We start from the raw sequence: 20,275 nt of genomic DNA on the forward strand, positions 1-20,275 counted from the left end.
TTTACGTCCCCGCCGAGGGTTGCCATGCGGTTCGTTCCCGTTGCGATCGTGCTTCTGACCGCCGGCTCTGCTCAAGCGGGCGAACCGGGGCGTGCGTACTACCGCCTGTCACCCGATGAACTCACGGCCCAATTCACCGCCGGGGCCGCGACCCAACCGCCGGCCGCCGCGTACCGTGCCCGCGTGGTTTGGTACGAAAACGCCTTGGTGCCGCGATTCCGCGCACGGGTTCAAAGCATCCTCTTCCGCGGGAAGACGTTCGCGGACGACGGGTCGTTCACAAACCGCTTCGTCGGCTTCTCCGCCCTGCCCTCGCAGGGTCGGACCGACACGAGTTGGGTCGACGGCCAGCCGGCCTACGTGCTGGAGTACCCGCTGAACTATCCGTTGTTCGGCTCGTACCGCGACGAGTTGCGCGAAGTGGTGCCGGGCGTCTGGATCGGCCGGGTGTGGAACCGCACGAACGGTAAGTCCATCGGCTGGTTCATCCTCTCGGCCCCTTAAGTGAGACCGACGCGCTTCGCGAATTCCGCCGGCGGTTGGGCAACTCCATTCTCCACGATCTCGCCGGCCACCACGGTCGCGAGTGCGAGGCAAAGTTTGTCCCACGAGTGGCGTAAGCCGTCGTCGGACGTGCCCCACGTGACGCACCGGAAGTCGGCCCCGGTCCGACGAATCGTGATCATGCCGCCGGTCAAACTCAGGCGGAGTTCCTGCCAGTCGTCGGCCGGGACTTCGTCGGGGAAGGCGGGCAGGCCGTCGATCATCCGAAGGACGGGTTGTTCATCGCGTATCGCGAGTTCGCCGACGAGTCGCGGCCAGGAAAATGATCCTGCCGCGCCCGCGCGGATGGTGCGTTCAATTCCCAAAGTCAGTCGTCCTGAAAAGATGGCGGGCGTCCCCGAATTAGGAACGCCCGCTGGACAGTTTACTTGTCCTTGTCGGTCCCGGCCGACTTCTTGAGGTTGTCTTCGAGCCGCTTCTTCTGCTCGGCCGTCAGAACCTCAAGCTGCTCCTTCTTCTTCTTGTCCTTGAACTCCTTGATCTTCTCCGTCAGTTGGGCGATTTCATCGTCGTACTTTGCGTCGATGGTATAGACCTTTTGCTTCTGCTGGTCTGTCAGCCCAATTTTTGCCCACCCGGACGGGAGTTGGCCCTTCACCTTCGTCGCCGTCGGGTCTTTCGGCTTCTCGCCATCCTTCTTGGCGTCCTGCCCGACGAGTGTGCTACCGAGGAACAGCATCCCTGCCACGAAAAGCATTGCTCGAAGTTTTGTCACGTGCATACCTCTGCTTTCGCGGGACGGATCAACCCTGACAGCCCGAACTCGCGCGGTACGAGCGGGCGCAGGAAATACCGCGTCAACTGTAAATTCACCCATGGGATGATTTCAACTGAAAAATGCTAGGCAGCGAATGGAAAGGGATCAATTCTCGCCACATCCCGGTCAGATCACCCATCCATTCCTTCAGCGTGAGAACGCAGACGACGTGCGGAGGGTGCCAGTTATTCTTTCTCGCCCATCAACAGCGGGAGGATGTACCGCCGGACGTAGTTGGGCGAGTACGCGCCGTAGTGGCCGCCGTCGTGGCCGTCGGCCTTGTCTTCCGGCGTCCAGAATCGCTGGCGGATTTGTTGCGAAAGCTCATCAGTTGAAGGAACCTCGAAACCGAGCCGCCCGGCAGCCTTTCGCGATCGGCGGTCGTCGGTCGTTCCGACGAGCCGCATGGCAACACCAAGCGCCCAGCGGTCGCGGTTGCTACAGAACACGTCGATCCCTTCACGACACGCCGCCATGGCAGGTCGCAAATCGTAACCATTTGACACCGACGGGGCGAGCAAAATGAGGCGGTCGATCGAAGAACTGTCGAGTTGTTCCGCCGCCGCCAGCGCGACGGCCGCACCGGCACTGTGCGCGACGACGACGATTCGTCGGTCCGACTCGCGCGACTTCTCTTCGCGGATCGTCTCGGCCAGTTTGATACCCTGCCGCCGCGCGTGGACGACATCGACCTGATCGAGCAGAAGTTTCCGGTAGCCGTGGGACCACGAAACGGCCGACAGTTCGACCGGGTTCCCTTCCGCGAACATGGCCTTCGTTAGCGCCGTCGAACAGCCCCGATAGTCGCCGGCACCATCCACGACGTAGACGATCGGCCGGGTGTCAATTTTTGCCCGCACGATCCGCGGCTCGGGGACGGGGTCGGCCGCCGACAGAGGCGTGACGGACACGACGGCCAGCAGCACCGCAATCAAGAGTTTTGTGTCAGGCATCCGAGGAACCTCGGGTTACTGTTTTCCAACGGGGAACACCTGTCCCTTCCGCCCTTGCGCGTGGGTCGGCACCATCTTGAGATATGCCCGCATTCGGAGATGCCGTCAACCGGAATTGCTCATGTCGAACGCCCGTGCGGGCCGAAGGTTCCCCAGGATAGCCACAGCCCACCCAATTCGCGTATCCTAAGAGGTGTATGATTCGCCGCCTCCTTCTCTTTCTCTTTTTGGTCGTCGTCTGCCTCTTGGCAGTGCCTAACGGGCCGCCGTTGGCGCAAACGCCCGCGACGGTCGTTGCCCCCACGCTCTTGACGCACGACCAGATGCCGACGGTCGAGGAGTTCGCCCACTTGGCGAAGACGAACCCGATGGCGATGCTCAACGCCTCCATGAGCCGCTACCGCGCCGATGTCCGGGGCTACACCTGCACGATGGAAAAGAGCGAGAGCGTCAAGGGAGGGGACTTCACGACCGAAATCGTCGACGTCTCGTTCCGGGACGACCCGTTCGCCGTCGTCATGCAGTGGCGGGGAAAGAGGGGGTACGTGGACCCCATCGCCACGCTGTACGCCAAGGGCGAGAACGGTGGCAACGTGAAGGTGCGAACGCGGCTGACCGACGCGGACACCGACCCGATCGGAATCATCGCCCAACAAACGTCACGGTTCTCCATCCAGGACTTCGGCATCTACCGCGGCACACTGCGGACCTACACCGTCTGGAAGCGCGCCGCCGACCAGGGCAAACTGAAGTACGAGTACGTGGAAACGAAGCCGATTCCGCAGTTGAACGACCGCGTTTGTCACGTCGTTCGCCGGACGTGCGACCCGCCCGAGGTGGACAACTTTACGCTCACAGACACCGAGATTCGTTCCGCGGCCAAGTTCCCGAAGGAGGCGATCGGCCGAGTGACGCTCATGTTCGACTCCATGACGTTCTTGCAAGTCGGCTCGAAAATTGACCGTCCGGACGGCAAACCGCTGGCCGAGTACTACTTCCGCGACCTGAAAATGAACCCGACGTTTGGCCCCGACCAGTTCAAGAAGATTCCGGCGAGGTGACCCCGCAAGCTCGCGAACCTCTCGCGTCCGCCCCTGTCCTTCCCACAGAACAACCCGGTGTAGCTCAGTTGGTAGCAGCGTACCGCTGAAGACGGTAAGGTCGTCGGTTCAACTCCGACCGCCGGGACTTTCGGGGCATGGGCCAGGTGGAGTGGCCGCTTGCGTCGGAAGCAAGAGAACGCAGGTTCGACTCCTGTTGCCCCGACTGCCTTTTCAATTCCGCCACTGTCCGCGGAACATCGTCTGCCGGTCGGCGGTCGGGAAATCTTCGCCAAAAATCAATTCGTGTGGGTCGGCCGCGTCGCGATTCGCCACTGGCAGCGCGACGAAGTCGGCGGACTTGCCCACATCCAAGCTGCCCGTCTCATCGGCCCAACCGAGAGCATCCGCCCCCGTCAGCGTAGCCATCCGCAGCAACTCATCGCACGGAACCTCCGGCCGGATCGAATGCACGAAGCGAGCCTCCGCGAGTAGGTCGAGATCGGGGTTCGATGCAAGGCTATCCGTGCCGAAGGCGACACGAACGCCGCGATCCTGGAACTCGCGAAATGGGTGCCGCGGGTGGCCGAACGCCGCGTGAGTGCGGGGGCAGTAGACGATAGTTTGTGAGTAGTCCAACGGCGTGTTAGTTGGCAGATAATTCCCATGGATGTAGAGGCGAGGTCGTCGTGCGCGAGGCCAGGACTGAACGAAGTCGTCCAGTTGAGCCGTGATTGCCGATTCGTTCCAGACACCCAGTTCGGTCAGGAACAATACGAACGGCCCACTTCGATGTGTCAACAACTCTATTTCACCGGGGCTTTCGGCGAGATGAATCGCGTTGTTGCCGCGAGCGAGTTGAGGTAATGCCTCGGCGTGGTTGACGCTGTACGTTGCATGCGGACTGAGAGCCCAACGCCACATCGTCCCTGGGGGCTTGTGTGGTCCGTTCCACAGGTCGACACACGTAGACCAATACTCCTGCACCCGCGAACGGTAAGTCGCCGCATCGAGCCCGATCACCTCCCAGAACAGTGTCGCCCGTACTTCCGCCGCCACGACCGCGTACCAACTCGCCCCGCCGGCGGTGATGTCGCCGAGCAGCGTCGTGCCGAACCGCAGGCACTCGGCCAACCCGACGCGGATGTCGGCCTGCACGTCGTCCGGCGACCGCGTGCGGCGGTACGCGATCACACCCCGGAGCCAGTCGGTGAAGTGTTCCGGGTCGGTCGGCGGTATCTTGCCGCGGGCACCGCTGAGGTCGAGGTGCGTGTGGCAGTTCACGAGGCCGGGGATGATCGCGACGTTGCCGAGGTCCACGTCCGGCGTGCGCGTGCCGTGGGGTTCGACGGCGGTGATGGTCGTTCCTTCCACCGTGATGGTGCCGCGGTCCAGTGGCGGGTGCGAGACGGGGAAGACCCAGCGGGCGGTGTAGGTGACGGCGTCGGCCATAGAATATCATCCTATGCCAACGCTCGCCGATCTCGTCCGCCGTGTGTCGGAAGCCCCGACCGTGCCCTGCCCGTGCGGGTCCAGCACGCGCGTCCTCACGGCCGCGGACGGCTCGCCGTGTTCGTTCCACGTCACGACGATCCGCGATTCCGTGCGGCACTACCACCGCGACACAACCGAGGTCTACTACATTCTCGAAGGCACCGGCAAGATCGAACTCGACGGCGAGTGGCAGACGATTCAGCCCGAAATGATGATCTGGATACCGGCCGGCACCCGCCACCGGTTGACCGCCGACGGCGAGGTGCGGACCATCGTATTTGGCGTGCCGGCGTTCAACCCGGACGACGAGTTCTTCGACTGAGGGCCGTTACTTCACCTCCGTCACCGTCCAGAGTTGGCCCTTCGCCTTATCGTCGGCCTTCTTCTGAACCACGGCACCCTTCTCGTCGGCCTCCAGAACTAGGCTGCTGCTCTTGCTCTTGAGTTGTTTCGCCTTGCCGTCGCCGACCCAACTCCATCGCTGGTTGTCGTTGTCATCGGCCTTCTCTTCCCAAATGATGATCTTGCCCCCTTCCTCGGTCGAGTTCTCGGACACGTCCAGAACCTTGCCGCTCTTGCGGTTGACCACCTTCAACAGCTTGCCGTCTTCGACGACCTTCCACTGTTGGGCCTTGCTGTCGCCAGCCTTCACGACGACGACCGTCGGCCCCGCGTCGTCGGAATCGTCGGCCACGGCCAGCACCCGGCCGTCGGCCAGTGCGATGGTGACGTACTTGTCGTCGGCCCGTGCGGTCAGGGTCATCGCAATCAAGGTAACCGCGGCCAGGGAAATGCGGAACATGAGAGCCTCCTGGTAAAGACATGGAAATGCAACAGCGGCCCGCAAGACGGGCCGCTGTCATAGTAGATGCTGCCCACGGGGGCGGCGCGAAGATTTGAGGAAGCCGCTTACTGCCGGCCGCGCTCGAACTTCTTCCGGTCGTTCTCCTTCAGGTACAACTTCCGCATCCGAAGGTGGTTGGGGGTGATCTCGACGAGTTCGTCGTCGTCGATGTACTCGAGGGCCATCTCCATCGAGAACCGCATCGGCGGCTTGATGGCGGCCTTGGCGTCGGTGCCGGACGCCCGCATGTTGGTCAGCGGCTTGGGGTCGGTAATGTTCACCGTCAGGTCCTTGTCGCGGCCGTGTTCGCCCACGACTTGCCCCTCGTACACTTCCTCGCCCGGTGCCACGAACAGCGTCCCCGACAGCCCGTCCACCGAGTAGGCGGTCACCTTCGCCGTGTTCTTCGAGATGTACACGCCGTTCGCGCGGCCGGGCATGCCGGCCCGGGCCTGACGGTACTCGTGGAAGTTATGGTGCATGATCGCCGTGCCCTGCGTGGCGGTCAGCATCCGCGTCCGCAGACCGATCAGGCCGCGGGCCGGGATGTGGAACTCCATGTGGGTGCTGTTCCCCAGCCCGCCCTCCATCTTGATGCACTCGCCCTGCCGCTCCAGCACGAGCCGCATCACCGACGACGAGTGCTCGTTTGGGGCTTCCACAACGAGATACTCGATCGGTTCCAGCGTCTTGCCATCGACTTCCTTCATGATGACCTTCGGCTTGCCGACGGCGATTTCGCCGCCCTCGCGGCGGATGTTTTCGAGCAACACGCCGAGGTGGAGCAACCCGCGACCGCTGACGATGAACTCGCTCTCGCGCTCGCCTTGCTTCACGCGGAGGGCAACGTTGTGCTGGAGTTCCGAGTCGAGGCGGGCCCGCAGTTCACGGCTGGTCATCGGCTTGCCGTCCAGGCTGGCGAACGGTGAGTCGTTCACCTTGAACAGCATGTCCAGCGTCGGCTCGTCGATCGACAGCGGCGGCAGCCCCATCGGCTTGTCGAAGTCGCAAATCGTGTCGCCGATGTCCGCGTCGTCGATGCCGACCACGGCGCACACGTCGCCGGCCGACACCATCTCGATTTCCTTCTTCGCCAGCCGCTCGAATTCCAGCACCTGCACGACCGTGTCGTTGAACGTGGTGCCGTCCTTCTGCTTCACGACGGTCACTTTTTGATTCTTGCGAATCTTCCCGGCCGTCACCCGGCCGACGACGATCTTGCCGAGGAACTCGGAGTAGCTGATGGCCGCGACCTGCATTTGCAGCGGGGCCTCGGTGTCCACGTCCGGGCCGGGAATCTTTTCCAAGATGGCGTCGAACAGCGGCTTCAAGTCCTTCGGCGGGACGGCCATGTCCGTGGTCGCGATGCCGGCCCGACCGCTGGCGTAGATCACCGGGAAGTCGGCCGTGTCGTCGTCCGCCCCGAGCTCGATGAAAAGCTCGAACATCAGGTTGTGAATGTCCTGGATGCGGGCGTCCGGGCGGTCGATCTTGTTGATAATCACGATCGGCTTCAGCCCGCAGGCGAACGCCTTCTTCAGCACGAACCGCGTTTGCGGCAGCGGCCCTTCCGAGGCGTCGACCAGGACGAACGCCCCGTCGGCCATCTTGAGGATGCGCTCGACTTCGCCGCCGAAGTCGGCGTGGCCCGGCGTGTCGATGAGGTTCACCTTCACGTCGCCGATGCGGATGCCGCAGTTCTTCGCGAGGATCGTGATGCCCCGCTCGCGTTCCTGGTCGTTCGAGTCCATGATGAGGCCGTGCTGGCCGCCGACGAGTTTGTCGAGTTCCTCGCTCCGGAACTGACCGGACTGCCGGAGCATCTGGTCGACGAGGGTGGTTTTGCCGTGGTCAACGTGGGCAATCACCGCGACGTTGCGGATGTCGGTACGCTTGGCCTTCATGGTGCTGGACGCCTAACGGAAGTAAACCGGCCGCGACGTACAGGGCCGCGGCCGTGGGTGGTCATTCGGGGGAGACAGGTTTAATGTAGAAGTTTCCCGCGCGATTCGGAAGGGCGGGATGGTGTGGAAATTGTGAAGACGAGGGCCGAAATGCGACTCCTTCTGGTGCGGCACGCGGAAGCGGTACCCCTGGCCGGCGACGGAATCTCCTCCGACTTTCACCGGCCACTGACCGATTTCGGGAAGGCTCAGGCGGCGGCCCTGGGCGAAGCGTTAAGGGCCCGGAACGTCGCCCCGGCGATGATCGTCACGAGCCCGTTGGTGCGGGCCATCCAGACGGCGGAGACGCTGGTGAAGGCCCTGACGCCGGGCAAAGAGTTCCTCGTCACGGAACGGCTGGCGAGCGGTGAGTTGAAGCCGCGGAAGTTGTCGAAGTTGGTCGACGAGATCGACGGTACGCCGTTGTTAATCGGCCACATGCCGGACATGGGCCGGTACGCCGGTTGGCTGATCGGTGCGGGCGACGACGGCGTGGACTTCGACAAGGCCGCGGTGGCGTGCATAAACTGCCGGCACGAGGTCGCGAAAGGTGCGGGCGTACTGGAATGGCTGATCCCGCCGGCGTGGTTTCTACCAACGTAATGGCGCGCGGCCCGGCGTAAGCGGGCCGCGTCTTGATATGCAAAGACACGGCCCGCTTACGCCGGGCCGCGCGCCAAGATTATTTCTGCTTCGACGCCCACACCTTCCACCCCACTTCGAGGTTGTCCCACTTCCAGCCGGCCGCCTCCAGAGCGGAGTCGATCGTCGGCATCGCCACCGTCTCGGTCGGCTTGAACCCCGCGACAAACGCGAAGAACTTGTCCCCTTCCGTGCCGTAGAGCATGTACTCGACGAGGCTAGCCGCCGCGAGGTCGCTGTCCTTCGTCTTCACGCCGCCCCACACGTCCGCGATGCGGACCGGCGCGGCCTTCTTCCCGGTGAGGAGGGCCTTCGACTTCGAGCGGTAGTCGCTGAGGGCCGCTCCGCCAACGCTCCGGGCGACCATGACCTTGCCGAAGCCGATCTGCGCCCACTCCGGCAGCGGGCCGGTCGTCGTGTTCGTGCCGGCCTTTTTGTTCAACAGCGTTGCCGCGACGATGGCGGACACCGTCGCCTGCACGTCCGCGTCCTTCGGCTTCCCGTCCAGGTCCACGAACACGCTCGCCGTCGGCGTCTCGCCGCGGGTGTTGATCGAGAACCAGTCCTTACCGTCGGGCCGCTGCTGCGTGGCAACCCGGATGTACGACGTGTACTCCCGCGAATCGGCGAGGACCACGACCGTCAGTTTGCCGGGCCAGAGTTCTTCCTTCTCGTCGAGCTTCAGGGCGGCCCGGCTGAACGTGAAGACTTTCTGGGCCGCCTCCGCCAGCGGCTTCGTCTTCGCCTCCGGCAGCGACGAGATCACCAGCAGGTTCGCGGTTTCCACAGTGGCGACCTTCTTCAACCCGGCCTTCGATAAGTTCGCCGTGGCCGCGGCCTTCTGGGATTCCACTTTCTTGTCCCCGTCGGCGGCCCAAACCGGCAGGACCGTGAGCACGAACGTCAAGCCGAGGAGGAGTGAGGGTCGGGTGCGCATCGACAGTTTCCTTGGCGGCGGGGAAAAGTGGCGGGGAAACAGGTGGTCCCCTTCATGTTACTCAGAATACTCTAGACCAGAGCCGGCCGACGCACAGACCGGCGACTCGCGAGCAGGAATCCATGCCCTCACCCGGCCCCGAAGCGTTGCCGTCTCGAAACCCGTCGCCGGACGAAATCGTGCGTTGGATCGCCGCCGCCCCGACCCGCCGCGTACAAGCGGGCCGGCTCACCACGGCCGCGAAGGCCTTCCACACGTCCCGCGAAGTGCTGGCCGTCTTCAACCGCCTCGCCGCTGGGAAGGGCGGCCACCGCCTCGCCCTCCAGTTCGCCGCCCGCATGCCGACGCCAATGCCGACGGGGTTAATCCTGCTCTCCGCCCCGCTCCTGCAAGCCCGCGACGTTAGCCCCCACCTGCGGGTGAACGTGGCCGGGCGACTCGTGTCGGCAATGCCGGACCGCCCAGAGTCGATCGGGCCGATCGTTCGTGCATTAACGGCCGGGCTGGGCAAGGTCCGCACGCTGGAACGGCTGGTGCAGTTGCAGTCCCGCGTGGCGAAGTCGGAAACGCTCGACAAACTCGTGGCCGACGCCGAGGCGAAGACTCAACTCAAGTGCCCGAAGTGCCTCGCCCGCCTGACGCGGCCCGAGCTGATCAAGCACCTGTGGGCGAAGCACCGGCTCGTCTACGAGGGCGGCGGTGCCCGCGAACCGGGGCCACTCGTCGAGCGGGCCGTCGAGCAGTTCACCGCATCGCGGGAGCCGGAGGAAATCGACCGCGTCTACGCGATTACCGAGCAACTGTACGCCGACGCCGAGCCGCGGCAGATTCACCAGGCGATCCTCTCCCGCATGGGCCGGCAACACGCCGACGCGGACCTGCTGTGCAAGGCCGCCGGCGAAGCCGGACTAGGGCTGTGCCCGTCGTGCTACTCGACGCTGCCGCCGTCGATCCCGCCGACGCCGTTGCCACTCGCCCTGGCCGACGGCCGACTGGTGGGCGAAGGCTACCGCGTGGAAGCCGTCGGCCGCAAACTGGAGATCACCTACCCGGACAACTCCCTCGAACGCCTCGCCGACCCGAACGCCCGGTCCGGGTCTCGCGAGTTCGCCGCCCGCGTCGGGTCCGGCATCGCGGCGGCCGCACTCCTGACGGCGGCGTTCTACCGCGGCGGCATGAAGCCGATCTTGCCGACGCTGTTCCTCTCGTTCCTCAGCGTGACGGCGTACACCGCCCTGCTCTACCGCGAACGCCGCGTGACCAAGCCGGAAACGCGGGCCGTCGATGCCGCCTGGCGGGAGGTCGCGCCGAACGTCGGTCGGTCCGCGTTCGCCGTCCGCTACCTCACGCGGCTCTGCCGCGCCAGCCTCGGCCGCGGGACCACGGACGACCGTTCGAAGGTGCTGTGGGAACTCGTCGAACACGCGGCCGTGTTGGCCGAGAAGGGGCCGGCTCAGACGCAACTGCTCGCCGCCGCCCGGCTGTTGCAGGCACACGACTCGGCCCGCATCGGCAAGGAGTGGGTGAATCAGTTGCTCTCGCTGTGGGAGCCGTTCCTCCGCGGCGAGGTCACGCCGGTCTACGCGGAGGCGGCGGCCGATGTGCTGCTGAACTCCGACCAACTCTCGGACCGCGACGCCGCCCGCCTCCGGGTGCAGCTGCCCGCCATCGCGTTCGACGCCGGTCTGACGCCCGCCGGACTAGACGCGCTGGCCGAGGCCTGCCCGAACTTCCGCCGCCTGCTGGCCGGCACGATCGAATGGTTCGACCTGCTCTTCGAACTCTGGAAGTCGCGAACCTCGAAGCCGTGGGAATCGACCGTCGGCCCGGCTCAGAGCGTGATCGACATCACCAAGAAGGGCAGCGGCGGCACACTCCGCTCCCTGCTCGCGTACCCGGACACGCTGCTCGTCGCCGAGTTCGACCCGCCGTTCGACAAGGAGTTCGGCGAAGTTCTCGTCGGCCGCCGTGGCGTCACGATCGGTGACTTCACCGTGTCCGACACCGACGTGGAGGTCACGACCGAGACGACGCGGAAGGGCACGAATGTGCTTGTCTTCGGCCCGCACCGGATCGCCACAGAGCGGAAGATTCCGGAGAAGATCTTGCGCGTACTCCGCGGCTGGCTGCGGTTCCGGGCCGAGCGGCTGATCCCCGCCGCCGGCCGGTCAGCCGGCGGCCCCGTACCGGACCGCGTGAAAGAAATGCTGTCCCCCCTCGTCATCGACTGCCCGATGTGCCGAACGCGGTCGGTGGTGCGGGTCGGCGAAGTGGGAACACCTGCATGATGACCCGCATCTGGCTCGTGCGACACGCGGAGTCCGCGGACCCGACTGTCTTCCACGGTGCAGAGTCCGATATCGAGCTGAGCAAGCTGGGCGAACAACAAGCCCTCGCGGCGGCGGCGTGGTTCCGGGAACTTCGCCCGACGCGGGTGATCTCATCGGCCCAACGGCGGGCCGTCGCGACCGCGAAGCCGATCGCCGAAACGGCCGGTGTTCCCCATCTCTTCGAACCCGACTTCCACGAGCGCCGCATCGGCAAACTGTGCGGCGTGAAGTTCTCGCTCACCGACGGACCGTGGGCGTCCACGCTCGCCGCGTGGACGGCCGGGCACTCCGCATTCACGACAGAGGGGGCCGAGTCGTTCGACGACCTCCGCGCCCGGCTTCTACCGGCCTGGGAACGGGTGACGGGACAGCACCGCGGCGAGCGAATTGTCCTGGTCGCGCACGGCGTCGTCTGCAAGGTGTTGTTGCTGTCGTTGCTCGACGGTTGGGGGCCGGTGCGGTGGAACGAGTTGGGGCGGGTCGAGAACCTTGCAACGTCTGAGCTAATTCGGCACAGCGACGGCCCGTGGCAAGCCGAGCAGTTGTTGGTCGTTCCGCCGGCCGTTCGCGCCCTTCACCAGCCTGCCGGATCGCCGTCGGCCGCGCCAAAATCGGAGGGCTAGTTTCGGCACGGCCGGCCATACCATACAGACCGGCTGACATTTCATGAAACAGATGAAGAGGTTCCGGCCGCACAACCGATACCGTTTACCAGCGAGCTACTAACGGACATCGGGGGACGCTTCATGACCGAACAAGACACCTTGAATCCCACCGCCGAACTCGACGCGATGCGCCAGCAACTGCTGCAAGCCCAACGGCTGAGCAGCGTCGGCGAACTCGCGTCCAGCGTGGCCCACGAGTTCAACAACATCCTGACCACAATCCTGAATTACGCCAAGATGGGCATGCGGAGTACCGACCCGGCCGCCCAGACGCAGGCGTTCGACCGCATCCTCCGTGGCGGCCAGCGGGCGGCGACCATCGTCAACAGCATGCTCGGCTTCGCCCGCAACAACGTCGCCCAGCGGGAGACGACCGACCTGGTGAAGTTGGTGGAAGAGGTCCTCGTGCTGACCGACAAGGACCTGGGAAAGCACCGCGTTCACGTCGAGAAGCGGTTCCACGGCCGACCGATGGCGATGGCAGCGGCTGGGCAAATTGAGCAAATCCTGGTCAACCTCGTCATCAACGCCCGCCAGTCGATGCCGAACGGCGGCCGGTTGCGGATCGAAGTCCGCGAACTGCCCGACGGCGAAATGTCCGAGATCAAACTCTCCGACACCGGCGTCGGCATCCCGCCCGAGAACCTGCGGCTGATCTTCGAGCCGTTTTTCACGACCAAGCAGCCGGACGAGTACGGCCGTGGCGGCACAGGGTTGGGATTAAGCGTCTGCCGGCAGATCATCGAACAACACCACGGCCGCATCCGCGTCGAGAGCGTGGTCGGCAAGGGATCGACCTTCACGATCAAGCTACCGAAGAAGCGCGTCGAGGAGATTTGACCAACCGACCGACTTTCCGCACAACCGACGGCGAGCGGCCCGGCGTAAGCGGGCCGTGTCTGCGTGGGACAGACACGGCCCGCTTACGCCGGGCCGCTCGCCGTTGATTCGGCACGCCCTCACGCCACACTACGGCTGATCTTCTCGACCACCAACTCGGCCAGCAGGGGCAATTGCACGCGGCGGTCGATCCAGTAGTCGGCCTCCACACATTTTTCCAGAAGCTCGACGAGCCCGTCGACGCCCACCTTGTCGGCGAAGCGTTGCAATTTTTCCGCCTCCATCGGTTCCAGGCCGTCGCCGCCTCCACCGTGCGCGAGGCGCATTGCCTGCGACAACAAGTCTGCAAGCAGTCGCAGCACGACTGACGCCCGTGCCCGTTGGGCGGGCGATTCCTTCCCCGCACTCTCGACGAACTCCGACCATTTCTCGACGAGCGGGGCCGACGCGATTCGCGGCGAACCGAGGGCTTGCAGCAATGTCGCGCGGAAGTCCCAGACGGCGTCATCGCTGAGGGCCAACGCCTGCCCCGCACTCCCGCCCGCGAGGCGGACCAGGCGGTCCGCCTTCGCCCGGTCGGTGATCTCATTCTCGGCCAGGATTTTCGTTATCGCCTCTGCCCCGAGCGGCGAAAACGGCACAATTTGACACCGCGAGCGGATAGTCGGCAGTTGCGCGTCCGCGGATGTGGACAGGATGACGATGGTCGTGCCGGGATATGGTTCTTCGAGGTTCTTCAAAAATTTGTTGGCCGACTGTTCGTTAATGTCGTCGCCGTCTTCGAGGAGGCATATTTTCCGCGTCCCACGAGTCGGCGTCAGTTGCAGGAACTTGCAGACCTCGGCGATCACGTCAACGGTGTACTCGTTTTTGTCCTCCAGCTTACGCGAAACATGAACGTCGGGGTGCGTCTCGGCCGTCACGAGTGCACAGGACGAGCAGTGGTCGCAAGCCGTCAGCGGAGTTAGCGGTGATTCGCAGAGCAGAGCCTTCGCCAGTTCCAGCGCGAAAAGGCGCTTGCCGACGCCGGACGGGCCGGTGAAAAGGTAGGCGTGTCCGAGACGGCCGCGGGCGAACGCAGCCTGAAATTGTCGGCGAATCGCGTCGTGGCCGTGAATCCGTTCCCACGCCATGCCGATCATCCTCCCGGCAACAAGTAGCCCTTCGCGAGCAACAATCGTTCGACCGACTTCCGCACGGCCGCGTGAACCGTGTCCGGGTCCGGCATCACGTCGATAATCTCGATGGCCGTCGGGTTCGCCCGCGATTCCACCAGGAATCCTTCCCGCACTTTGTCGTCGAAGGCAGAACCGCGGCTCTCCATGCGGTCCGAGGGACGACCGCGGCGCTGGCGGGCGACGTCCGGCGGGAGGTCGAACACCAGGGTCAAGTCGGGCGTTACGCCGAAGGTCGAGAAGCGGCCCACGGTCCACAACTCGGCCGGGTCCAGCCCGCCGGCGTGCCCCTGGTAAACGACGTTCGCGAGCAGGTAGCGGTCGGAGAGCACCACGTCGCCGCGGGCCAGGGCCGGTTGAATCACGCTCGACACCAACTCCGCCCGGCTGGCCATGAACAGCAGCGCCTCGGTGCGGGCGTTCATCGAGTTCGCCCGGCCGTGCAGGAGGATTTCGCGGAGCTTCGCCCCCAACTCGGTGCCGCCGGGGTCCACACAGGTCGTCACCGGAACGTGCTGGTCCCGCAACCAGTCGGCGAGGCGACGCACTTGCGTGGACTTGCCGGTTCCGTCGAGGCCGTCGAGGGCGATGAACGTCGGATCGGGCATCAGGGGTCCGCGGGGGGTTCGATCAGGCCGAGCGATTGGCCGGAATGAACAACGTCCCCCGGCAGGGCGAGTCGTTCGCGGAGGACGCCGTCGGCGGGGGCGGCCACGTCGATGGTCAGGCCGGGAATGAGAATCTCGGCGACGCGGTCGCCGGCAGTCACCGCTTCACCTGGCCGCACGTACCAGAGGCTAAAACGGCCGACTTCAACCCCGAGCTCCGGCAGCAGGATCGGCACCGGCGTCAATGCGGCACCATCTCGTCGGCGTGGTAACTCGACCGTACGAACGGCCCGGCCACCACCTGTTGGAAGCCGAGCAGTCGCGCGCGGGCGGCGAGTTCGTCGAACTCGGCCGGCGGCACGAATCGCGCCACCGGGATGTGCTTGAGCGTCGGGGCGAGGTACTGGCCGAGCGTGAGCACGTCGCACCGCACCGCCCGCAGGTCGGCCAGCACGTCGAAGAGCTCGTCGATCGTCTCGCCGAGGCCGAGCATGAGGCCGGCCTTCGTCACCATGTTCGGAGCCTGTTGCTTGATCTGTTCCAGCAGGTCGAGGCTGCGGCGGTATTCGGCCCGGCCGCGGACCCGCTTGTAGAGCCGCGGCACCGTTTCCATGTTGTGGTTGAATACGTCGGGCCGGGATTCGATTACGCGAGTAATGGCCGCCCGGTCGCCGAGGAAGTCCGGCGTGAGGACTTCGACCGCGGCCCCGGTTCGCTCGCGCACGGCCGTCACGCACTGGAAGAAGTGCTCGGCCCCGCCGTCGGGAAGATCATCCCGCGTCACGGACGTAATCACAACGTGCTTCAAGCCCAGCCGCACCGACGCTTCCGCGACACGGGCCGGTTCGTCGCCTTCCACTTCCACCGTTTCGCCGCGGGGCACGGAGCAAAAGCCGCACGGCCGGGTGCAGACGTTGCCGAGGATCATGAACGTCGCGGTGCGACGCGAGTAGCACTCCGGCCGGTTGGGACAGCGGGCGTTCTCGCAGACGGTTTCGAGTTTCAGGTCGCGGAGCAGCGACTCGGTGTAGAAGTTCTCGTTCCCGACGGGCAACGGCCGCTTCAGCCACGACGGCAGGCGGCGGCCGGGACTCGACTTCTCGGGGCGGTCAACGACTGGCAGCGTTCGCATGAAAGATCGTGTGTGTGTGGAAAACGGACTGACGGGTGAAGCCGAACCGCCGGGCGATGGCGTCGGCAAGGTCTAACCGGACGGCGGCCGGCCGGATGCGGAGCGGCGATTCGCGTTCGAGGGAGGTCATCGGCCGCGGTTCGCCGTCGCACGCGACGGCTTCGAACAACTCCAGATCGGGGCAGACGTTCACCACCAGTCCGAAGCCCGTTACGCCGGACCGGATTGCCAGCCCCGCGTGGGCCACGCGGCGGTCGCCGATTCGCAGGCCGGGGCGTTCGGCATCGACCGTTGGTTCCAGTTTATGTTGGCGGAGGGCGTCGGCCGCACTTTCCAGCAGAACGTCGCGATACTGGGCGGGAGTCATCTGCAAGCCGGCGAGCGGCAGGATCGGGTACGCACACACTTGCCCCGGCAAATGGAGCATCACACCGCCGCCGCGGGCGACCCAGCGGACACGCCACTCCTGGGCGGCGAGTTGTTCCGGCGTCGGCCGGATGTGCAGGCGGCTGCCCTCGCGGCCGATGGTGATTTCCGGCGGGTGGTCGCAGATGACCAGCGACGCCAACTGCGGGTCGCCGCTGATTTCGTAGACAAGCCGCCGCTGGAACGCGAGGAACGAGTCGAACGGCAGCGTACCGAGCAGATACACGCGCAGGGCGGCACCCGGCGGTGCAAAGTCATTCAGAGATCGTTCCGGTCCCGGCACGCGGCGCCTCGGGCGTCAGACGATGGTCGAGAGAAATCGTATTTTACCATCCGGCCGCGGATTCACCCAGATGAACTGGCCGGCGGAGTGCCCACTTTGAATCTCTCCCGTCCGCTGACCCATCCGTTGGTGCTGGCCCTGCTGCTCACCCTCGCGAACGCCGTGAAGCCGGCCGTGATCGACGACACGGCTTACCTGCTATTCGCCCGCCACCTTTCGCAGCACCCGCTCGACCCTTACGGCTTCGATTTGTTCTGGTACCTCGAACCGTTACCGGCCATGATGATTATCCTGCCGCCCGTCGTGCCGTACTGGCTGGCGGCCGGGGTGACACTGTTCGGCGAAAACCTCCTTCTACTCAAGTTCTGGCTCTTTCCGTTCGCGGCCATCCTCGCTTACGCCGCCCGATTCCTGGTCCGTCGGTTCGTCCGGCAGGAATTGCCCCTCGCCACGGCGCTGCTGGTCCTCGGCCCCGGCGTCCTGCCGTACTTCAACTTCATGCTCGACGTGCCGGCGATCGCGTTCCAACTCGCGGCCGTCGCGCTGTGCGTTCGTGGGACCGACCGGGATCGCAACCGTTGGGCACTCGTCCTGGCCGGCGTCTGCCTCGCCCTTGCACTCCAGACGAAGTACTCGGTGCTCGGCCTGCCAGCCGTGCTGCTCGCGGTCGCCTTCCTTCGGCGGGCCAGCGTCGCGGGGTTGGTGCCGGTCGGCGTCGGGTTGGCGCTCTTCGCCGGCTGGGAGTTCTACCTCATCAGTCAGTACGGGCAGTCGCACTTCCTCTACCACCTGACCCGGAAGGGCGGCGAGTCGGGCGGGGTGATCGGCTTCATCAGCCAGAAAACGCCGCTGATCCTGCCGCTGTTCGCCTACCTGGGGGCGACCGCCGGGTGGGTCGGCGTATTCGGGTTGGCACGAGTCGTGTCGCCGCGCGTTCTGCGGGCGGTCGTGGCATTGCTGGTCGTTCTCGCACTGGTCATCGCCTTTGTACCGGGGCGGTGGACGCTGATTTCTTCGAAGCCGCCGTCCCAGGACCCGACGGGGCTGGCCGACATCTACTTCCGCGCCGTCGGGGGGCTGGCGTTCGTCGTTGGCGTTCGCTTCGCCGCCATCACGGCGTTCCGGTCGTGGGGCGTCGTACTTCGCCGGTCGTGGGAATCGCGCTTTCTCCTCGCGTGGTTCCTGCTGGAATTGGGGGCGTACTTCGCCGTCACGCCCTTCCCGGCGGGCCGGCGGGTACTCGGCGTGACGGCGGTGCTGACGCTGATCGCCCTGCGTCTTGGAACGCGGTTGGCCCGAATCGAACCCCGGATGAAGGCGGCATCGTGGGTGTTGGCGCTCGGCCTTCTGTCGGGAGTCGCGGTGGCGGCCATCGACACGTGGGACGCGCTACCGGAGCGAGAACTGCCACGGCGGGCGGCGGATGTGACGCGCGAACGCGGCTGGACGGGAACGGGGTACTTCGTCGGGCACTGGGGCTATCAATACTACGCCGAGCAGGCTGGGATGCGGATTCTCGTGCCGGGACGAACGGTGTTGCAGCCGGGGGACTGGCTCGTGCTGCCGGTGAACCCCGACGGCCGCGACTTCTACCGCCCGAACGGGGCCGATATCATCTTGAACCCAAACGCGGTGGAACCGGCGGTGACGCTCGTTTGGGACGACATCGTTGCGGCCCAGACGATCCCGAACCTGTACGCCGGGCGGACGCCAATCCTCGGCATCACCCACCCGCGGCTGGCGGTGACAGTCTACCGTGTCACCGCCATGTGGACGCCGTTGCCCGTGCCGGAGTGATTCAACGGCGGATCGCGCGAACCGGCACGCGGGCGTCGGTCGGGATGTGCTTCCACACCACTTCCCCCTTCGTCGTGACTTCCGAGATCGTGTTGTTCCCCTGCTCGACGATCAGCGTGTTGCCGTTGGGCAGCCGCTCGGCCGACGACGGGTTGCTGGCCGAGTGCGTCCACACCGGCTCTTTCTTCCCCGTCTTCAGATCGTACTCGGCGACCCGCTGCTGTTCGACCACCAACACCCGTTCGTCGGGCAGCGCGTGGACGCGGGCCTGATAATAGTTCAAGGTCGTGGTGGTAATCGGCGTGCCGACTTCTTTCCACTTGTCGTCGAGCTTGAAGACGCGGCCCTGGTTGCGGTTCTGGTCGCGGGCGAGAACCACGATCGGGCCGTTGCCGAGCTTCTGAACGCCGACGAGGTCGAAGTTCTGCGACGTGTACTTCTTGTTGGTTTCCTTCCAATCCTTGTCGTACTCGACGATGTTCCGCTGGAAGGCGACGAGCGTTGAGCCGTCGGGCAACCGCTGGAAGCCGAACGGCTGGCCGTAGTTGTTCGACTGAAACACGTTGACCTGATTGCCGGACGTGTCGCGTTCCATGATGCGCTGGTAGTTCTGCTCCATCACGAGGATGTTGCCGTTCGGCAGCGGTTGCACGTCGGCCGGGCAGTAGACGCCGCCGAACCGCCACTTCCGCTGAAGGTCCGGGCCGAGTTCGCTGACGATGCCGTTGCCATACCCCTGCTGGTCGGCCGACAGCAGAAGCAGACAGCCGGTCGTCGTCGGCTTGTAAACGAACTTCGACAGGTCGCGGACGGGCTTGGCGGTGTCCCACCACCTCTTCCACTCGTCGCGGGCCTTTTCGGTGTCCGACTTGGCCGGCCCCATTTTCGCTTTCGGCGCGACCGGCCCGGCGAGCTGCACGAGGAAGTCTTCGATCTGCCACAGGCGGCCGCGGGAGGCGTCGGGCAGCAGGTCGATCATGTGCGTAATCGAATCGGCGTCGTGGAGTTTGGTCGCGAGGGTGTAGGTCGCCTCGAACTTCGTCTCCGGGTCGCTCTCCGTCGCCAGGATCGCCTTGACGGCCTTCGACGCTTCCGCCGCGAGGGCCGGCGTGTCGGCCGTGCCGTTCAGCAGGGCCGACACCGCCGCGCTGCGCCGCAGGGCGGTCTTGTCCGCGAGGGCCGACAGGATCACGGGTTCGATCTTGCCGTCGCGGACGACGAGGTGTTCCAGCGCGAGGCGGATGTCGTGTTCGACGACTTTCGTGTCGCTCATCGGCAGGAAGCCGATCAGAGCCGCGGCGGCGTCGGGTGCCTTCGCGTTAGCCAGTGCCCGCGCCGCGGCCGACGCGACGACGGCGTGCGGAATCTTCTCGATCCGCTTGAGCGTCTCGCCGGCCCGGTAAGCGATCTCCGGGTCGGGGTTCACCTGCGAGGCGGTGCGGAGGATGCCAATGGCCCCCGGCCCGAACTTCTCCAACTCGCCGCTCGCAACCACACGCTTCTCGAAGTTCTCGTCGCCGAGGCGGTCAATGACGGCTTGTAGTTTCGCCAGCTCCGTGTCGCTGAGCGTGCGCTGCTTGAAGTACTTCACCAACCCGGCCGTGTCGTCGGCCTTAAGGCTCATCGAATCCAGGGACTTCTTATCGTCGGGCGTTTCCGCCACCTTCTTGGCACCCACGCGGATCGCGACTTGGGCCACGGGTTGGGCGAGCAGGACTGTGACCGTGCCGACGAACAGGGCGAGCGAGAGGGCGGACCGAAGGCCGGGCATGGGGAAGCTCCGCGCAGTTCTTGAAGGGCTGGTCTACCTAGTCTATGCGGTTTCCCGGCCCGGTGAAACGGGGT

21 protein-coding genes and 2 tRNA genes are annotated in these 20,275 nt (G+C 65.2%); 10 read left to right on the forward strand and 13 right to left on the reverse strand.

Annotation, left to right across the window (positions count from 1 at the left end):
* The first annotated feature begins 24 nt into the window (after positions 1 to 24).
* Positions 25 to 504, forward strand: a complete 480-nt coding sequence (locus tag PX52LOC_RS32775; protein ID WP_149114027.1) for a hypothetical protein — start codon at positions 25 to 27, stop codon at positions 502 to 504.
* Here PX52LOC_RS32775 and PX52LOC_RS32780 read toward each other — a convergent pair.
* From PX52LOC_RS32780 to PX52LOC_RS32790, 3 genes are all read right to left on the reverse strand, one after another.
* The gene (locus tag PX52LOC_RS32780) at positions 501 to 869 is read right to left on the reverse strand and encodes a hypothetical protein (RefSeq protein ID WP_149114028.1); all 369 of its coding nucleotides are present in this window, start codon (positions 867 to 869) and stop codon (positions 501 to 503) included. The two genes, PX52LOC_RS32775 and PX52LOC_RS32780, sit on opposite strands and share 4 nt — an antisense overlap.
* A gap of 59 nt (positions 870 to 928) precedes the next feature.
* Positions 929 to 1,279, reverse strand: a complete 351-nt coding sequence (locus PX52LOC_RS32785) for a hypothetical protein (RefSeq protein WP_149114029.1) — start codon at positions 1,277 to 1,279, stop codon at positions 929 to 931.
* Between the two features lie 227 nt (positions 1,280 to 1,506).
* Positions 1,507 to 2,274, reverse strand: coding sequence for an alpha/beta fold hydrolase (locus PX52LOC_RS32790; RefSeq protein WP_149114030.1), 768 nt, complete (start codon positions 2,272 to 2,274; stop codon positions 1,507 to 1,509).
* A 197-nt stretch (positions 2,275 to 2,471) separates the two neighbouring features.
* Between PX52LOC_RS32790 and PX52LOC_RS32795 the strand changes: the two genes are divergently transcribed.
* The 3 genes from PX52LOC_RS32795 (at position 2,472) to PX52LOC_RS32805 (ending at position 3,540) form a co-directional block, all read left to right on the forward strand.
* A complete protein-coding gene (locus PX52LOC_RS32795) occupies positions 2,472 to 3,335 on the forward strand; it encodes a DUF1571 domain-containing protein (protein WP_149114031.1) in 864 nt (287 codons plus the stop codon).
* 53 nt (positions 3,336 to 3,388) lie between these two features.
* Positions 3,389 to 3,462: transfer RNA gene (locus PX52LOC_RS32800), tRNA-Phe, on the forward strand.
* A gap of 4 nt (positions 3,463 to 3,466) precedes the next feature.
* Positions 3,467 to 3,540 (forward strand) — tRNA-Pro (locus tag PX52LOC_RS32805).
* 8 nt (positions 3,541 to 3,548) lie between these two features.
* Here the strand turns inward: PX52LOC_RS32805 and PX52LOC_RS32810 are convergent.
* Positions 3,549 to 4,766: an amidohydrolase family protein gene (locus PX52LOC_RS32810; RefSeq protein WP_149114032.1), complete on the reverse strand. Its 1,218-nt coding sequence runs from the start codon at positions 4,764 to 4,766 to the stop codon at positions 3,549 to 3,551.
* 13 nt (positions 4,767 to 4,779) lie between these two features.
* On the opposite strand from PX52LOC_RS32810, the gene PX52LOC_RS32815 reads away from it, so the two are divergent.
* Entirely contained in the window at positions 4,780 to 5,130 is a 351-nt protein-coding gene (locus PX52LOC_RS32815; protein ID WP_149114033.1) for a cupin domain-containing protein, read from the forward strand.
* 6 nt (positions 5,131 to 5,136) lie between these two features.
* Here PX52LOC_RS32815 and PX52LOC_RS32820 read toward each other — a convergent pair whose 3' ends face one another.
* Positions 5,137 to 5,610: an RICIN domain-containing protein gene (locus PX52LOC_RS32820; protein WP_149114034.1), complete on the reverse strand. Its 474-nt coding sequence runs from the start codon at positions 5,608 to 5,610 to the stop codon at positions 5,137 to 5,139.
* Between the two features lie 107 nt (positions 5,611 to 5,717).
* A complete protein-coding gene (gene typA / locus PX52LOC_RS32825; RefSeq protein WP_149114035.1) occupies positions 5,718 to 7,556 on the reverse strand; it encodes a translational GTPase TypA in 1,839 nt (612 codons plus the stop codon).
* A gap of 150 nt (positions 7,557 to 7,706) precedes the next feature.
* On the opposite strand from typA, the gene PX52LOC_RS32830 reads away from it, so the two are divergent.
* Positions 7,707 to 8,198, forward strand: a complete 492-nt coding sequence (locus PX52LOC_RS32830; RefSeq protein WP_149114036.1) for a SixA phosphatase family protein — start codon at positions 7,707 to 7,709, stop codon at positions 8,196 to 8,198.
* A 79-nt stretch (positions 8,199 to 8,277) separates the two neighbouring features.
* On the opposite strand, the gene PX52LOC_RS32835 is transcribed toward PX52LOC_RS32830, so the two are convergent.
* Positions 8,278 to 9,174 carry a hypothetical protein gene (locus tag PX52LOC_RS32835; RefSeq protein ID WP_149114037.1) on the reverse strand — a complete coding sequence of 299 codons (897 nt, stop codon included), beginning with the start codon at positions 9,172 to 9,174 and terminating at the stop codon, positions 8,278 to 8,280.
* Positions 9,175 to 9,353: 179 nt separating this feature from the next.
* Here PX52LOC_RS32835 and PX52LOC_RS32840 point away from each other — a divergent pair, with 179 nt between their 5' ends.
* From PX52LOC_RS32840 to PX52LOC_RS32850, 3 genes are all read left to right on the forward strand, one after another.
* Positions 9,354 to 11,462: a hypothetical protein gene (locus tag PX52LOC_RS32840; protein ID WP_149114038.1), complete on the forward strand. Its 2,109-nt coding sequence runs from the start codon at positions 9,354 to 9,356 to the stop codon at positions 11,460 to 11,462.
* Entirely contained in the window at positions 11,459 to 12,127 is a 669-nt protein-coding gene (locus tag PX52LOC_RS32845; protein WP_149114039.1) for a histidine phosphatase family protein, read from the forward strand. The genes PX52LOC_RS32840 and PX52LOC_RS32845 overlap by 4 nt, the downstream gene beginning before the upstream one ends.
* Before the next feature lie 123 nt (positions 12,128 to 12,250).
* Positions 12,251 to 13,009 carry a sensor histidine kinase gene (locus PX52LOC_RS32850; RefSeq protein WP_149114040.1) on the forward strand — a complete coding sequence of 253 codons (759 nt, stop codon included), beginning with the start codon at positions 12,251 to 12,253 and terminating at the stop codon, positions 13,007 to 13,009.
* Between the two features lie 119 nt (positions 13,010 to 13,128).
* Here PX52LOC_RS32850 and PX52LOC_RS32855 read toward each other — a convergent pair whose 3' ends face one another.
* From PX52LOC_RS32855 to PX52LOC_RS41295, 5 genes are read right to left on the reverse strand one after another with little or no spacing between them, the layout of a single operon-like run.
* Positions 13,129 to 14,142 (reverse strand): DNA polymerase III subunit, encoded by a 1,014-nt coding sequence (locus PX52LOC_RS32855; protein WP_168219357.1) that lies wholly within the window; start codon positions 14,140 to 14,142, stop codon positions 13,129 to 13,131.
* Positions 14,143 to 14,147: 5 nt separating this feature from the next.
* Positions 14,148 to 14,792 carry a dTMP kinase gene (gene tmk, locus PX52LOC_RS32860; protein WP_149114042.1) on the reverse strand — a complete coding sequence of 215 codons (645 nt, stop codon included), beginning with the start codon at positions 14,790 to 14,792 and terminating at the stop codon, positions 14,148 to 14,150.
* Positions 14,792 to 15,028: a lipoyl domain-containing protein gene (locus PX52LOC_RS41290; RefSeq protein ID WP_246173811.1), complete on the reverse strand. Its 237-nt coding sequence runs from the start codon at positions 15,026 to 15,028 to the stop codon at positions 14,792 to 14,794. The genes tmk and PX52LOC_RS41290 overlap by 1 nt, the downstream gene beginning before the upstream one ends.
* Before the next feature lie 5 nt (positions 15,029 to 15,033).
* Positions 15,034 to 15,924 carry a lipoyl synthase gene (gene lipA, locus PX52LOC_RS32870; RefSeq protein WP_149114044.1) on the reverse strand — a complete coding sequence of 297 codons (891 nt, stop codon included), beginning with the start codon at positions 15,922 to 15,924 and terminating at the stop codon, positions 15,034 to 15,036.
* The gene (locus tag PX52LOC_RS41295) at positions 15,902 to 16,633 is read right to left on the reverse strand and encodes a lipoyl(octanoyl) transferase LipB (RefSeq protein ID WP_168219359.1); all 732 of its coding nucleotides are present in this window, start codon (positions 16,631 to 16,633) and stop codon (positions 15,902 to 15,904) included. The genes lipA and PX52LOC_RS41295 overlap by 23 nt, the downstream gene beginning before the upstream one ends.
* Positions 16,634 to 16,729: 96 nt before the next feature.
* Between PX52LOC_RS41295 and PX52LOC_RS32880 the strand changes: the two genes are divergently transcribed.
* A complete protein-coding gene (locus PX52LOC_RS32880; RefSeq protein WP_168219360.1) occupies positions 16,730 to 18,430 on the forward strand; it encodes an ArnT family glycosyltransferase in 1,701 nt (566 codons plus the stop codon).
* 1 nt (position 18,431) lies between these two features.
* Here PX52LOC_RS32880 and PX52LOC_RS32885 read toward each other — a convergent pair whose 3' ends face one another.
* The gene (locus PX52LOC_RS32885) at positions 18,432 to 20,201 is read right to left on the reverse strand and encodes an NHL repeat-containing protein (protein ID WP_149114047.1); all 1,770 of its coding nucleotides are present in this window, start codon (positions 20,199 to 20,201) and stop codon (positions 18,432 to 18,434) included.
* Positions 20,202 to 20,275 lie beyond the last annotated feature (74 nt).

This window comes from Limnoglobus roseus, assembly GCF_008254045.1.
GTDB lineage: Bacteria > Planctomycetota > Planctomycetia > Gemmatales > Gemmataceae > Limnoglobus > Limnoglobus roseus.

Excerpts from the sequence above, each read along its gene's own strand:
- PX52LOC_RS32790 (WP_149114030.1), bottom strand. The coding sequence starts at position 2,274 with ATGCCTGACACAAAACTCTTGATTGCGGTGCTGCTGGCCGTCGTGTCC.
- PX52LOC_RS32815 (WP_149114033.1), top strand. The coding sequence starts at position 4,780 with ATGCCAACGCTCGCCGATCTCGTCCGCCGTGTGTCGGAAGCCCCGACC.
- PX52LOC_RS32845 (WP_149114039.1), top strand. The coding sequence starts at position 11,459 with ATGATGACCCGCATCTGGCTCGTGCGACACGCGGAGTCCGCGGACCCG.
- PX52LOC_RS32835 (WP_149114037.1), bottom strand. The coding sequence starts at position 9,174 with ATGCGCACCCGACCCTCACTCCTCCTCGGCTTGACGTTCGTGCTCACG.
- PX52LOC_RS32795 (WP_149114031.1), top strand. The coding sequence starts at position 2,472 with ATGATTCGCCGCCTCCTTCTCTTTCTCTTTTTGGTCGTCGTCTGCCTC.
- tmk (WP_149114042.1), bottom strand. The coding sequence starts at position 14,792 with ATGCCCGATCCGACGTTCATCGCCCTCGACGGCCTCGACGGAACCGGC.
- PX52LOC_RS32775 (WP_149114027.1), top strand. The coding sequence starts at position 25 with ATGCGGTTCGTTCCCGTTGCGATCGTGCTTCTGACCGCCGGCTCTGCT.
- PX52LOC_RS32830 (WP_149114036.1), top strand. The coding sequence starts at position 7,707 with ATGCGACTCCTTCTGGTGCGGCACGCGGAAGCGGTACCCCTGGCCGGC.
- PX52LOC_RS32885 (WP_149114047.1), bottom strand. The coding sequence starts at position 20,201 with ATGCCCGGCCTTCGGTCCGCCCTCTCGCTCGCCCTGTTCGTCGGCACG.
- typA (WP_149114035.1), bottom strand. The coding sequence starts at position 7,556 with ATGAAGGCCAAGCGTACCGACATCCGCAACGTCGCGGTGATTGCCCAC.
- PX52LOC_RS32820 (WP_149114034.1), bottom strand. The coding sequence starts at position 5,610 with ATGTTCCGCATTTCCCTGGCCGCGGTTACCTTGATTGCGATGACCCTG.
- PX52LOC_RS32850 (WP_149114040.1), top strand. The coding sequence starts at position 12,251 with ATGACCGAACAAGACACCTTGAATCCCACCGCCGAACTCGACGCGATG.
- PX52LOC_RS32855 (WP_168219357.1), bottom strand. The coding sequence starts at position 14,142 with ATGGCGTGGGAACGGATTCACGGCCACGACGCGATTCGCCGACAATTT.
- PX52LOC_RS32810 (WP_149114032.1), bottom strand. The coding sequence starts at position 4,766 with ATGGCCGACGCCGTCACCTACACCGCCCGCTGGGTCTTCCCCGTCTCG.
- lipA (WP_149114044.1), bottom strand. The coding sequence starts at position 15,924 with ATGCGAACGCTGCCAGTCGTTGACCGCCCCGAGAAGTCGAGTCCCGGC.